9 protein-coding genes and 1 pseudogene are annotated in these 12,459 nt (G+C 58.5%); 6 read left to right on the top strand and 4 right to left on the bottom strand.

Features of this window, described 5'->3' with window-relative positions; all coding sequences use genetic code 11:
• Window positions 1-72, bottom strand: a pseudogene (locus ACQCVD_RS14685) (IS6 family transposase); the annotation flags it as partial.
• Window positions 73-344: 272 nt separating this feature from the next.
• Between ACQCVD_RS14685 and ACQCVD_RS14690 the strand changes: the two are divergent.
• A complete protein-coding gene (locus ACQCVD_RS14690) occupies window positions 345-641 on the top strand; it encodes a hypothetical protein (RefSeq protein WP_426824528.1) in 297 nt (98 codons plus the stop codon).
• 138 nt (window positions 642-779) lie between these two features.
• On the opposite strand, the gene ACQCVD_RS14695 is transcribed toward ACQCVD_RS14690, so the two are convergent.
• The 3 genes from ACQCVD_RS14695 to ACQCVD_RS14705 form a co-directional block, all read right to left on the bottom strand.
• Window positions 780-1,253 (bottom strand): hypothetical protein, encoded by a 474-nt coding sequence (locus tag ACQCVD_RS14695; RefSeq protein ID WP_426824529.1) that lies wholly within the window; start codon window positions 1,251-1,253, stop codon window positions 780-782.
• 431 nt (window positions 1,254-1,684) lie between these two features.
• The gene (locus tag ACQCVD_RS14700) at window positions 1,685-2,848 is read right to left on the bottom strand and encodes a lipase family protein (RefSeq protein WP_426824530.1); all 1,164 of its coding nucleotides are present in this window, start codon (window positions 2,846-2,848) and stop codon (window positions 1,685-1,687) included.
• A gap of 421 nt (window positions 2,849-3,269) precedes the next feature.
• On the bottom strand, window positions 3,270-6,341 hold the full coding sequence (locus ACQCVD_RS14705) for an amidohydrolase family protein (RefSeq protein WP_426824531.1): 3,072 nt from the start codon (window positions 6,339-6,341) through the stop codon (window positions 3,270-3,272).
• Window positions 6,342-6,458: 117 nt separating this feature from the next.
• Here ACQCVD_RS14705 and ACQCVD_RS14710 point away from each other — a divergent pair, with 117 nt between their 5' ends.
• From ACQCVD_RS14710 to ACQCVD_RS14730, 5 genes are all read left to right on the top strand, one after another.
• The gene (locus ACQCVD_RS14710) at window positions 6,459-7,181 is read left to right on the top strand and encodes a TetR/AcrR family transcriptional regulator (RefSeq protein WP_426824532.1); all 723 of its coding nucleotides are present in this window, start codon (window positions 6,459-6,461) and stop codon (window positions 7,179-7,181) included.
• 274 nt (window positions 7,182-7,455) lie between these two features.
• Window positions 7,456-8,061, top strand: coding sequence for a recombinase family protein (locus ACQCVD_RS14715; RefSeq protein ID WP_426824533.1), 606 nt, complete (start codon window positions 7,456-7,458; stop codon window positions 8,059-8,061).
• A gap of 864 nt (window positions 8,062-8,925) precedes the next feature.
• Window positions 8,926-9,819, top strand: coding sequence for an SMP-30/gluconolactonase/LRE family protein (locus ACQCVD_RS14720; RefSeq protein WP_426824534.1), 894 nt, complete (start codon window positions 8,926-8,928; stop codon window positions 9,817-9,819).
• 24 nt (window positions 9,820-9,843) lie between these two features.
• On the top strand, window positions 9,844-11,154 hold the full coding sequence (locus tag ACQCVD_RS14725; RefSeq protein WP_426824535.1) for an MFS transporter: 1,311 nt from the start codon (window positions 9,844-9,846) through the stop codon (window positions 11,152-11,154).
• 277 nt (window positions 11,155-11,431) lie between these two features.
• On the top strand, window positions 11,432-12,454 hold the full coding sequence (locus tag ACQCVD_RS14730; protein WP_426824536.1) for a LacI family DNA-binding transcriptional regulator: 1,023 nt from the start codon (window positions 11,432-11,434) through the stop codon (window positions 12,452-12,454).
• Window positions 12,455-12,459 lie beyond the last annotated feature (5 nt).

Here is a 12,459-nt window from a genome sequence, read left to right on the forward strand (position 1 = left end):
ATAACGGCAGTACCACCTCACCGCCCAGAGGATGACCTCGCGAGGGAAATGGCGACCCGAGAAGATGCCCATGACCGTGATCATTCCACGGCGACCGCCACCCCGCCCCCACTTTGCAACAGCACCATATTTTTTATGTTGAAATGAGAAATATGATTGCCTCCCGCATCACTATCCGCCGTGCTGCATCCCTGCTAGGTGCTTTAAGTCTGCTCTTGGCTCCAGCTAGTTGCGGGAGCTCATCTCCCCTGAGCACCGCGGTCGGCAGCAGTAATGAGGCCCAACCGATTAACGCTCAGGGGCTCACGGTGACTGCTGAAGGCCGGGGAGCACAGATCCTGCGTATGGATGACGCTGCCTCTACCGATGGTGCGACGGAGCGGCTCCAGGGAAAGCTGATTACCGGACCCGGCGGTTGCCTTGCGCTGCAGCCCGGCAGCGAACCAGAACTGCTGATTTTCGGTCAGGAAGTCGACTTCCTGACCTATCCGCCACGAGTCACTATCGGTGGGACTACTACGAGCGTGGGTCAGCAGCTTTCGACCCTGGGGGCGAAGATTTCTATCGCTGACCTAGATGGCGTGCCGGCGCACTGTGTCGACGGTGCCAGTGAAACTGCTTGGGTTATTGCTGGGGTCTAGGGATCCTGCTCCTGGCCCTCATCCTGGACCAGGAATATGACGCCAGTTGCTCCACGGTCCCTGGGGATAGGACACTTAGGGGCTCGGTGGAGCCGCAGCGTGCCCCATCCCCTCGGAAAATAGAGATAATTGCGGGGATTATCCCTGGTAGGGGTCGCTCTGGAGCATCGTGGCAGGGATGCCCAGCTTTCCTGACAGCTCATCCGCCAAGGCACTTTGTCCGACCTGGCGTAGTGCCTCAATCGCCATTTGCGCCACATCTGCCACCCGCCGGATTTCCTTACGCAGTTCCACCAACTCATCGAACCGCTCTGCGGCTCCGATGTGGCCCCGTGACCGGTTTGGCTCTCGACTCGGCTTAAAGTGACCCGTGCCGATGTCCGGGCTGTCCTCAGAGGAAACGCCGTCCGCCTCTTGGTGGGCTGTCGCGGCGGCACGAGTGTCTTCGATTCTCTTCAGTGCCTGGACAGCCCGGTCATAGAAGTCGGGGGAGATGAGAATAGCGCGACGTCCGATACCCCGGCTGAGAATGGTTACCGATTCACGCCGGGTAGCGTCCAGGTATCGGCTCTGCTCACTGCGAAGTTCAGTGGGAGTAATGGCCAGGCTCATAACCGGAACTGCCTATCTCGAATAAAGGGCACGATCATCTTCTCTCATGGGGATCTGGCAGGGGAGTTCGTCCCCTATATCTTTCTTTGGAATTCAAAATGTCCTCCTCGAGCAAGCCCGAGGACGGAGTGGGTCGGAGCTGTGGATAGCAAAAACCCAAGGAGCGTCTCTTGTGTTCCTGCAGTGACCCTGTGATAGGGACGGCGTATATCCACTGCGGTAAGCGTTTTCGCCCACCTCGCCCGGAGACGATAACGAGGGTTTTCCTGCTTCTGTGCCGCCAGGCCGATCCTTCGGACGGTCCCTGGACGGGTAGGGAAAGGCGCCCCTAAAAGAACAGCCAGTATGAGGGGACACCTTCCCTCCCCGACGGGATCAGCTGGCGATAGCAAGACCATCGCCGGTGGAGTGGTACTTAGGGTGTGGCAGGGCTAACCGCAGACGTCAGCCGGGGGTTGGTTGGAGAAGCGGTCATCCACCCACTGGCGAATATGCTGTTTAAAGCTGGGCACACCGTGGGGTTCACCGGCAAACTCCTGGTAGTCCACGGTTGAGCCGGATTCGCACAACTCGTCGCGCAATTCCCGGCCGACTTCCACGGGAACGTCGGTGTCTGCTTCGCCCTGAACCAGGGTGATGGGAATAGTGTCCGGGATCGGGGTGAACTCATCGTTGGCGGCAAGGGCATCGCCCCAGGGTTGGCCAGGTTGGAGCGCTTCTTCGTGGGCAAATGGGCCTGTCTTCTCGGCGGCTTCCTGCCACGGCTCCCAACAGTCCCCACTCAGTGTGTGGAGAAGTTCAAGGCCTTGTGTGGTCAACACGTCCTGGAGGGGGAGGTCTTTGCCTACGCTGATGCCGGCCAGTGCCGAGACGAGGTAACCGCCTTGTCCCCAGTCGTCTCGAGTGTTCGGCGCGGTGGCTTCATACAGGGCCAGGTCATGGTATTTCGCGGCTGAACCAATACCCAGGACACCCGCCAGTTCCAGCTCCGGGGCGTAGTCGGCTGCGATATGGGCCGACCACAATCCGGTTTGCCCGCCCTGAGAGTAGCCGTACATCACCAGACGGTTGCCGAGCTTGTCTCCGAGGAAGTTTCGTGCGGCACGAGCGGCATCAAGGGTGTTTTTGGCCTGGGCCTCCCCGTTCATGTAGACGGTCTTTCCGGGGGTGCCCAGCCCCTCGTAGTCAGGTGCAATTACCGCATGGCCGTCTTGGAGAAGCTGTGCGACCGATTCACCTTCGTACCTCTCATTGAGCGTGGTCCGGGATGGGGCGCAATCGTCACCGGTGCCCGCCGTTTCGTGGGCCCACACCACAAAGTCGGGTTTTACTTCCCCCTCCGGCACATACAGCGTGCCCGAGACGGGGGCCAAACCGCCGTGGACGCTCTCGGAAGCGTACATAACCGTATAGGCCGCAGCCCCCTCCGGAGCATCCGACCGCGGCTTGGCCCAGATCAAGGAACCCGCCTCGGCATCCTCGGGCAATTCTGCACCGTAGAACTCGGCAACAGTATCCGGGCCTTCCTCAACACCAAGCTCTGCCAGTCCGGGATGGGGGGCAATGGTGGTGGTTTCTGCGACTGGTTCTGCCACGTCGTCCGAGGATCCGCAAGCTGTGAGGGCAGTCGCTCCCGTAAGCGCCAGGGTGGCAAGTAGAACTGGTGTCCTGCGACGTGCAGGGCGGTTTCGAGCATCAACCATGGAAAATCTCCCAACCTCGTGAGTGTGGCCCGAATTCATTTCGGGGCAATGTGTGCCATGTGTCATATAACTGGTTCGCAGTTTCTTGGGTCAACCGTGTTGTCATAAGGGGTGCTATCGACCCCGGAATATCCCAGTCCCGGAACCCACGCCTCAGGCCCCCTTTAGCCAGTGCGCCTGTAGGGGGTGAGACGGGAGAAGGGAAGGTCGGCCTGCCAGAGACCTCCGGCGCTGTCCTGTAGACCCTCGTTGTGGTTGATCATCTCAGGGACTTTTGGGCAGGCCACCGGCCTGGAACGCCCAGAGGGTGGCGTCAGAAGTTGTCGAGGATCTGTTCCTGAGTGATGTAGGTGCCGCCTTTCATCACCGCCTCGATGTTGACGAGGTCGTTGATGTTCATCAGGGGGTCACCGTCAACGAAGACCATGTCAGCGATTTTTCCTACCTCCAGAGTTCCCAGGTCTTCTGCGACGCCCATGGTCTCGGCGGCCACGCTGGTAGCGGTCTGCAGTGCTTCAACCTCGGTCATGCCACCCTCAACGAAGGCGCGCAGCACCAGGTGATTGTGGATTCCGGGGGTCGTCAGTGGGGCATCTGTGCCTGCTGAGACATTCGCCCCTGCCCGCACTAAGTCGGTGTAGACCCCCATCGAGCCGCGGATCTCGTCGATCTCTTCCGAGGACGGCCGTTGAGCTGAGGCGGCCTCAACAGTGGCAATGTCCTTGGCGGGTAGCAGGCGTTGCACGCGCGGGTCGTGGGCCAGCTCGGGCTGCAGCCCCAGCAGGGCGGTGGCTTCGAACGGGGTGGCCACCACATCGACGCCGCCCTTCGAATAGATGTCGATGACGTCGCCATAGCTGTGACCGCCGGGGCTGGTCACGTTGTCATAGCCGGCACGTTGTGTGGCCCCCAAATGGCTGGTGCCGGTCAACCCCAGCGTGGCCGTGGTGGGGAGAATGTGTGAGAAGGCGGGAACACCCACTTCGTTGGCCACTTCCGCCACCCGGGCCATGTGCTCCGGGGCGGTACGGACATAGGTTTTGAACAAGTCCGGGTCAAGGGACTGCTGTCGGGACAGTTCCTTTTCCAGCTGTTCATCCGAGACGATGGCCCGGGTTTCCGGATGAGACACCCGGGAGCCATCGATCAACTCGCCGGCCACGAACGATCGGGGTCCTAGCAATTCCCCGCTGGCCAAGGCTTCACGGGTAGAGACCGCTTCGTAGAGGAAACTGCCCATGGACACATTGGAGGTCACCCCCATGGAGAGGTAAAAGTTCCACCACTTGGTGCCGTAGTAGCGCATGTCCTGGGGGTGGCTGTGCATCTCGAACATACCGGGCACAACGGTCTTGTTGGAGGCGTCGATGTAGGTGGTGTCCGCCTCCTTGTCTTCCTCGGAGCGCTCTTGGTGCGGATCGATGCTCTGAATCCGGTCACCGTCCAAGGTGATGTCGATATTTTCTCGCGCCGTCTGGGAGGTGCCGTCCCACATTTTTCCGGCGTGAATAACAGTCCGGCCCTGGGGGACATCGTTGGTGTAGGTCAGGTCCACCGGGTGCTCGCGCACATCGGTGCCTTCTAGATCTGTGGATTTCAGCTTCCCCTCGTGCAGATACAGCAGACGGGACGAATCCCCGCTCCACGACGGGGAGTCTGCGGTCTCATCGGTGATCCTGCGTGCCTGCCCGACCGGTTTTCCCATCGGGTCCACGGGCAGCACCCACAGGCTGGATTCCATGATGAACGCCATCCACTTACCGTCAGGCGACCAGACAGGCCCGCTGTCGCCGAGATCAGCGATCGATCCCCGTTCCTGAGGGGCGTACGAGGTGCGTTCCCCGGTTCGCGAGTCCACCACCCAGATGGAGTTGAAGTCTTCCCGGAAACGTGTGTTGGGGGCGAAGGAACCATCCCCCAGGGCGATATAGGCGCCATCGGCCGACCAGGAGGTCCCCTCCCACAGCTCCCCTCCGGGCCCCGTACCCAGGTCGTGGATCTTCCCGCTGGCCACGTCGAGAACTTGGAGCCTGTTGTCCTGATCGAGAAAAGACAGGCGCGTGCCATCCGGGGACAGGGAGGCCCCGTACTCGGCACCCTCCGCGCTGGTGAGCCGACGTTCCTCACCCGTGGCGAGGTCACGCAGGTAGACATCCGGGGTTCCTGCTTTATCGGAGCTGTAGGTAACCGAGGCGCCATCACGTGACCACTCGACGTCATATTCCCAGTACTGGTCATCAGTCAGCTGCTTCGGCTTTTCCCCCTCAGTCTGCAGCCACAGGTCGTTGAGAGCGCCAAACGCAATGGTCTTCCCATCGGGGGACAACCTGGGGTTGAGGATCCCGGTAACCTGTCGCGGTTTATCAGAGCTCCACTGGTGGTCCTTCGTGTTCCGGGTTACAGGCCGCTTAAGCTCCACGTTCGCCTCGAAGGGGATCTCTACTTTCTCTCCGGTGCGCAGGTTGCGAGTGCGGATACCACCGTCGGCGGAGTAGAGAACCAGCTCCTGGGACAGTGCGCGGGCAGGGAAACGGAACACATCCTCTTGAGAGGTCACTTCCTCACCATTGAGAATCAGGTTGCCCCCCTGCCAGTAGAGGATGCTCGAACCATCGGGTGACCAGGACGGTGCGCTGGCGTCTTCGGCCACGGTACGGCGTGTCCCTTTCTCGTCGATGACCACGACCTGGGGCCCGGTAGTGCCCTGGCCTTCGGTGAAGACGATCTCCTTGCCGTCCGGGGACCAGGCCGGTTCATATTCCTCCGCGGGGGAGTGGGTGTGCTGGGTGAGCGTTCCGTCAGACACGTCCATGGTCCAGATGTCATAGGACCCCCGGCCGGAACGGTCGGAGGAGAAGACGATCTCCTTGCCGTCCGGGGACCAGGCCGGCTCGCGGTGGTCGAACTCGCCCTCGGTCAGTTGGCGCAGCCCCGTTCCGTCCGGGCGGACTACCCAGATCTGGTAGTTCCCTCCCTGGTAGGCCTGGAACGCGATGAGGTCACCATGGGGTGAATAGGTGGGGCGGGTGGCTTCCAGGGAATGCTCCGTAATCCGGGTAGCCTGCCCGCCTTCCACCGGCACCGTCCACAAGGCGCTGTAAAGATCCATGACCACAGTGGTGCCATTAGGGGAGACGGTGGCGGCCATATTGGTGGCCTCACTCATGGACACCTCCACGGTGCGGAAATCTCCGGCGGTGTCTGCATCTGCAGCCTCTTCCGCGTTATCAGCCGCAGACGACGAGGTACTGGACTGGGAGGCAGACTCGGCGACATCAACCGAGGCGCCGCACGCGGTCAACATCGTCGAGCCAGATAACGCCAGTAGGGCAAACAATGCAGTCGTAGAAAGGCGGTGCTTCGACCGCGTCCGGATAACAGTCATGCGTTTCTTCTCTCCTCGCAAGCAATGATTTGTATTGCTTTTGGAACATCATGTGGAACAAGTCATATAATCTGATCGGAGTAATCTAGGTCAATGGTGTTGTCGTAAGGGGCAGAAGTGGTCGAACGAGTAGTGCCGGAAGCGGGTCGCAAACGTCGCAGGCCCACTAAGGCTGGTGTCGTGCTCAGCGAGGGGATGATTATCGACACTGCACTCCGGATGATCGAGGAACATGGATCCGAGGGGCTCTCAGCCCGTCGTCTTGGCCGCGCCCTGGGGGCGGATCCGAGCGCGGTCTATCGCTATTTCCACAGCATGGATGATCTCCTCCTGGCGATGGCCGATGAGCTGATCACCCGGGTCACGAGGGAATGGCATTCCACGGGGGACTGGCGGGCCGACCTGCACCGCTGGGGGTTGAGCGCCCATGCGGAATACATGAAATATCCGCAGGCGGCTCAGATTACGGCGGCCAGAATCACTGGCAGTACCGCTGAACTGGCCGGGGTGGAGCTGATCCTCGCGGCTTTGAGGGGTGCGGGTTTCCCCGACCACTTGGCCGTCCTGGGTTACCGGCTTTTCATCACCCAGATGCTTTCTTACGCTGCCCGGGACGGGGCGGGAAAACTGGTGGCCAACCGGAGGGCTGATATTGATCGGTGGAAGAACACCTATGCGCACGCCTCGGCCGAAACCTACCCGAATATCGCCGCGGTGGCGGAATTACTTGAACAGCACGACGGGAGCAGCACCTATCCACTGGCGCTGCGGCTTCTGTTAGGCACGATACAGGCCATGCTGGAGGAAAAGCACAGCTCAACACGCCCATCGGACATCTGAGTCCACTCCGAGCTCGGCGCTCGAAGGGGTCGATTCCCTGCTTTGCTTCGTCGAGCCTTCCGGTGCTGGAAGGCTCGACGAAGCAAAGCAAAAGAGGACCAGAATGTCCCGTCGCCGAACTGCACTAGAGTGGCTCAGTTCCAAGGAAATGGGACACCCTTAATGAAAACGTATTGAAAATACATAGTCCCAGGAGACACCTGTTCCACAAGTCATCCCACAACCATGTCCCATAAATACCGATACAAAATAGACTTCCGGTACTATTCCGATCATGGATATTGGCTACGCCCGGGTGTCGACCGCGAAACAGGACCTTGACCGACAGATCGACGCTCTGCGCCAGGAAGGTATTGCCAGCAAATACATTTACGTTGATAAGAAATCCGGCTCCACCACCAACCGCCCCGGACTGCACAAGGCACTGGATCAGGCCCGCGAAGGCGATGTCATTGTCGTCCACACCCTCGACCGGTTGGGCCGCACGGTGCGCGACACGCTGAACCTGATCCACGATCTTCAAGAGCGCAACGTCGGGGTACGCACCCTGGCTGATCCCATGCCAGTTGATTCTTCGAACCCGAATGATCCAATGGCCCAGCTATCGGTGGTGATCCTGTCGCTATTCGGGCAGATGGAACGCACCTACGCCATTGAGCGTGCGGCCCATGCCCGGACCGTGGCCGAGGCCAAGGGGAAACGGGTGGGCCGGCCCAGTGTCGTAGACCCGGACAAGCTCCGCTACGCCGAGCACCTGCGCAACGAGGGCTTCTCGATGAGCAAGATCGTGGAGAAGACCGGCATCACCCGCTCCAGCCTCTACCGGCACCTGCCGCCCCGACCGGTGGAGACCCACACCGCCAACGATGGTGAGGCCTAAGACCCCCAGATCCTGGCCTGTAGTGACGCTCTGTGCCCGAGACTTTGACGTTTTCCGCTTGTGTACACGAGTAGTGACTAGATGGTGATCAGAAGGCGTTTGTGCGGCCGTGCTCACCAGGCCATGTTTGTGCAATCGTCTTCTGACTTCGACACCTTAATATAGGGGAAATCTCCCGGAACCATGTTTTCTGTAGCAGAATCGGCCGATTCCGGCATAGATGGCAGAACTTCGCCTAGAGAGAGCCGGGCAGCCTTTGGGGCCAGCACTCGTTCCCCTTATCGCCTACATAGTCATCGGTCTAATACCCTCCTGGTACACGATGTCCTTTATAGATGGGTCATACATTTTTCTGGGGCTGGTTCCGACTGCAGCTCTAGGCATGGTGATTCTGGCGCGTCATACCTAGTTCGCCAAGGGTTGACTTACCGCTCAGCGCGCAGGCGGGCTCAGAAATAGAAGGGCCGGACCCTGTGACTAATTTCCAGAGGTCGGTCCCCACCAGCCAACTTCTGGACGACACCCCTTCACGAGGACGCCATCTGGAGTTGTGAGAAAGCCGCCACATGAAGTTGCGAGTCACAGCAGAGATGGTATCTGTCGGCATGTCTCACTGGAGTATACCCCAGAAAAGCATCCGGGCGGCCCTTTGGAGCTTGGACGGCCGAAGTTGCAAAACCCGTTCCGACGTGTTGCCAGTGAAAATCTCCTACTTAACAGTTGCTTACGTTATGCGGTGAGGATAATGATCCTTCTACAGAATGTGCAATGTCGCACATACAACTAGTGGAGTAGGGCATATCACTTAATCCCGCCGAGTGCTTAAGCGTCGACTCCACCCATCCGTGTTGAGGAGATTTGGCAATGCAACCGAAAATCGATGTCCTGTTAGACATCAAAACAACCCTAGGCGAGGGGCCAGTCTGGGACGCGCAGTCCCAGAGACTTCACTGGATAGATAGTCGTGACGGCCGCATTTTTCGCTCCACCTCCGAAGGTACCGAACTGCGCGCGTGGGAAGTCGACGAGCAAATTGGATCCATGGCGCTCTACGAAGACGGGTCGGCCTTTCTTTCCGCACTCAAGAGCGGTCTCTATCGGATCGATGTTGACACTGGTGAAAAGACTCTTCTTGCCGAGATTCCCGAAGACAAAAACCGGACCCGTCTCAACGACGGCAAGGTTGACCGGCAGGGTCGGTTCATTGTTGGCTCTATGGATATGCTCGAAGAAGATCCGCTGGGGCATTTGTACTCATATACACCAGAAGGCGAGTTACGCGTTCTGGACGGAGACATTATCTGCTCCAACGGTCCGTGCTTCAGTCCCGATGGTTCTATCTTGTACTTCTGCGACACCTGGGCCGGGGAGATCTGGAAATACGACTATGATCCCGCGACCGGTCGTGTCAGCAATCGCTCGATTTTCGCCGAGGTGGACACTTCTCAAGGTGGCGCTGCCGATGGCGCTACAGTTGATTCCGAAGGTTTCCTGTGGCAGGCACTGGTCTACAGCGGAAAGATTGTTCGCTACGCCCCCGATGGAACCATTGACCGCACTATCGAGATGCCGGTACTCAAAGCAACAAGCTTAGCGTTTGGCGGCCCGAATCTGGATATTCTGTACGTCACGTCCATGGCGAAGCCTCCACTTCCCCGATTCCCCCAAGATGGCCAGCTGCGCGGTGCACTATTTGCCATCACTGGGACTGGTGTCACGGGCATTGCTGAACCACGCTTCGGCGCGAAAGAGAGCTAACCCATGTCTAATGCACTTAAATCCATGAAGCAGGTCCACCGCTACTCATGGGTGTCTCTGATTGTTTGCTGGCTCATCTGGGTGCTTAACGCCTATGACCGAGAGATAGTTCTACGGCTGGGGCCATCGATCTCCGAGACTTTCGATCTCTCTCCTGATGCCTGGGGTGTGATGGCCGCTTTCATTATGATCGCGCTCGCCGTACTTCCGATCCCAGGCTCTGCCCTGAGCGATAAGTTCGGCGGTGGGCACAAACGTGCCAAATTCCAGGTTCCACTGATCATTGGCGTCACCGCACTATCATTCATCTCGGGGTTCAAGTTCCTCAGCCATAACATCGTTTCTTTCTTCGCGCTCCGCGTCGGCGTCAACCTTGGTTCCGGCTGGGCCGAGCCCGTCGGCGTAAGTAATACCGCAGAATGGTGGCCAAAAGAGCGCCGAGGCTTCGCTCTCGGAGTTCACCACACTGGCTACCCCATCGGTTCCCTACTGTCCGGCATCGGTGCCGCTGCCGCTCTAACCTGGTTCGGAAGCGAAGGCTGGTCCTACGCGTTTTTCTTCACTCTCATCGTCGCGGTGCCAGTCATGCTGTTCTGGGTGAAATACTCCACCGCAGATAAAATTGACACACTGTACGCAGATATTGAGTCCAAGGGACTGACCCCGCCCGAGATTGTTACAGGAGGAGTGGACCGCCCCCGCGGCCTGCTCAAGAAAGTACTGGCCAACCCCCGTATTACAGCCACAGCCGGCACCACGATGTTGACCCAGATCGTCTATATGGGTGTGAACACTGTTCTTCCTCTCTACCTCTACAACGTGGTTGGCCTATCCATGGCGGAATCCGCGGCAATGAGTGTGGTGTTCGCGCTCACGGGTATCATCGGCCAGGTACTCTGGCCTACCCTGTCCGACATCATCGGGCGCAAGGTCACCATCATCATCTGTGGCATCTGGATGGCAATCAGCGTAGGTTGCCTCTATTTTGCAACCAGCTCCCTTACTGTCGTCGTGGTTCAGCTCGCTTTCGGCCTTGTGGCCAACGCTGTATGGCCGATTTACTATGCGGCCGCATCTGATGCCGCACCGGAAGGTGGCACTTCCACCGCGAACGGCGTGATTACCACCGCAATGTTCATTGGCGGCGGCCTTTCCCCGATCATCATGGGCCGTCTGGTCGGCCTCGGTGGCGGCTGGGATTCCTCCACCGGTTACGTCTACACCTTCCTATTCATGGCTTCCTGCGCCCTTCTAGGGGCGATCATTCAGATCTTTATCAAGCAGGCCCCGAGCACTCGGCCAAGCCATAAGCAGGTCAGACAGATCTCGGCATAACACTGCCCCAAATTTCTTAATCCTGTGCGCCCTGACCCCGTTCCCCGGGTTAGGGCGCACATTTCCATATGCAGTCAGCAGGTCTCCACAGCTGCCAGCGCATCACTGCAAGAACCGTCAATCATTACCATGTTTACACAAATCACTATCCCTAACTATTCGGATATATTTTCATTGAATGTGCAGGTCAAAACCATCTTTACTTAACGATTGCTTAATATCTATGTCTTTTGTGAAGATTACCCCACACCAAGAAACGTGAGTTAGGAAACATCAAATGGCTGCTGTTGATCAATATCACAGTGTTGCATCGACATCCGCTGACCTAGCACGGGAACTTGGTGTTTCTCGAGCTGCAGTGAGTTATGCGCTAAACGGAAAACCAGGAGTATCCCCCTCGCTGCGTAAGAAAATCTTGACGAAAGCACGACGGAAGGGATTGATCGCCAAGGACATCGACAGTTCCTCAATCGGGTCCATCGGAATGATTTTGGCTGACCTAGGTAACCCCTTTTACGCCAATATCGCGACCGCAGCGACCAAGACCGCGCGAGACCAGTCAGTCGAACTCCTTCTCTCTCATAGTGCGGATAGCCCAGAAGCGATTGCCAAGGCTGCTGAGAACATGGCGCAAAGCGGAGTAAAGGGAATCATCCTCACCACGCTCAATATCGGTGAGGGCGGTTTGGTCCGGGATCTACGCACCAGGCGCACCCCCATCGTGCTGTTGTCGAGGAGAGTGCCCCAGCTCGCTGACATTCCCTTCGACGGCATCGACGATTTCAGGGCGGGTTATGAACTCATGACCCATGTGATCTCACACGGTTACACCGAGATCGCCATCGCCACGGGAGGGTTTTCCTCCTATGCAACGAGCCAGCGAATCGAGGGCTTTTTGGCGGCTGCAGAGGTCGAAGGAGTCCATATTCCGAAGACAAGCGTCATGTCGACCAGCTTGAACGTGCTTGGCGGAGATATAGCAGCTGAGTACCTGCTCGAGAACGGAAAACTACCGCAGGTCGTCGTCTGTGGTGCGGATGCCATCGCCACCGGTCTCATCAACCGCCTAGCCCTAGCCGGCGTGTCGGTGCCTAGTGATATTGCGATCGTCGGTTTCGACGGCATCGCTGGCACCCAGCACCCCTTTCTCGATCTAACCACGATCGTTCAACCCACCGAGAAGATGGCCCGCAGTTCTATTGCAAAGATTCTTCAGCTCGCCAGTGGCGAGACGATCGATAACCCCATCACTATTCACTCGCACAAACTTCACCTTGGTGGTTCCTGCGGGAACCACTAACCGAA

This window comes from Corynebacterium halotolerans (assembly GCF_050107895.1).
GTDB lineage: Bacteria > Actinomycetota > Actinomycetes > Mycobacteriales > Mycobacteriaceae > Corynebacterium > Corynebacterium halotolerans_B.

Coding starts and splice junctions, on each gene's coding strand:
- ACQCVD_RS14730 (WP_426824536.1), top strand. CDS start 11,432: ATGGCTGCTGTTGATCAATATCACAGTGTTGCATCGACATCCGCTGAC.
- ACQCVD_RS14725 (WP_426824535.1), top strand. CDS start 9,844: ATGAAGCAGGTCCACCGCTACTCATGGGTGTCTCTGATTGTTTGCTGG.
- ACQCVD_RS14705 (WP_426824531.1), bottom strand. CDS start 6,341: ATGACTGTTATCCGGACGCGGTCGAAGCACCGCCTTTCTACGACTGCA.
- ACQCVD_RS14720 (WP_426824534.1), top strand. CDS start 8,926: ATGCAACCGAAAATCGATGTCCTGTTAGACATCAAAACAACCCTAGGC.
- ACQCVD_RS14690 (WP_426824528.1), top strand. CDS start 345: ATGGATGACGCTGCCTCTACCGATGGTGCGACGGAGCGGCTCCAGGGA.
- ACQCVD_RS14695 (WP_426824529.1), bottom strand. CDS start 1,253: ATGAGCCTGGCCATTACTCCCACTGAACTTCGCAGTGAGCAGAGCCGA.
- ACQCVD_RS14715 (WP_426824533.1), top strand. CDS start 7,456: ATGGATATTGGCTACGCCCGGGTGTCGACCGCGAAACAGGACCTTGAC.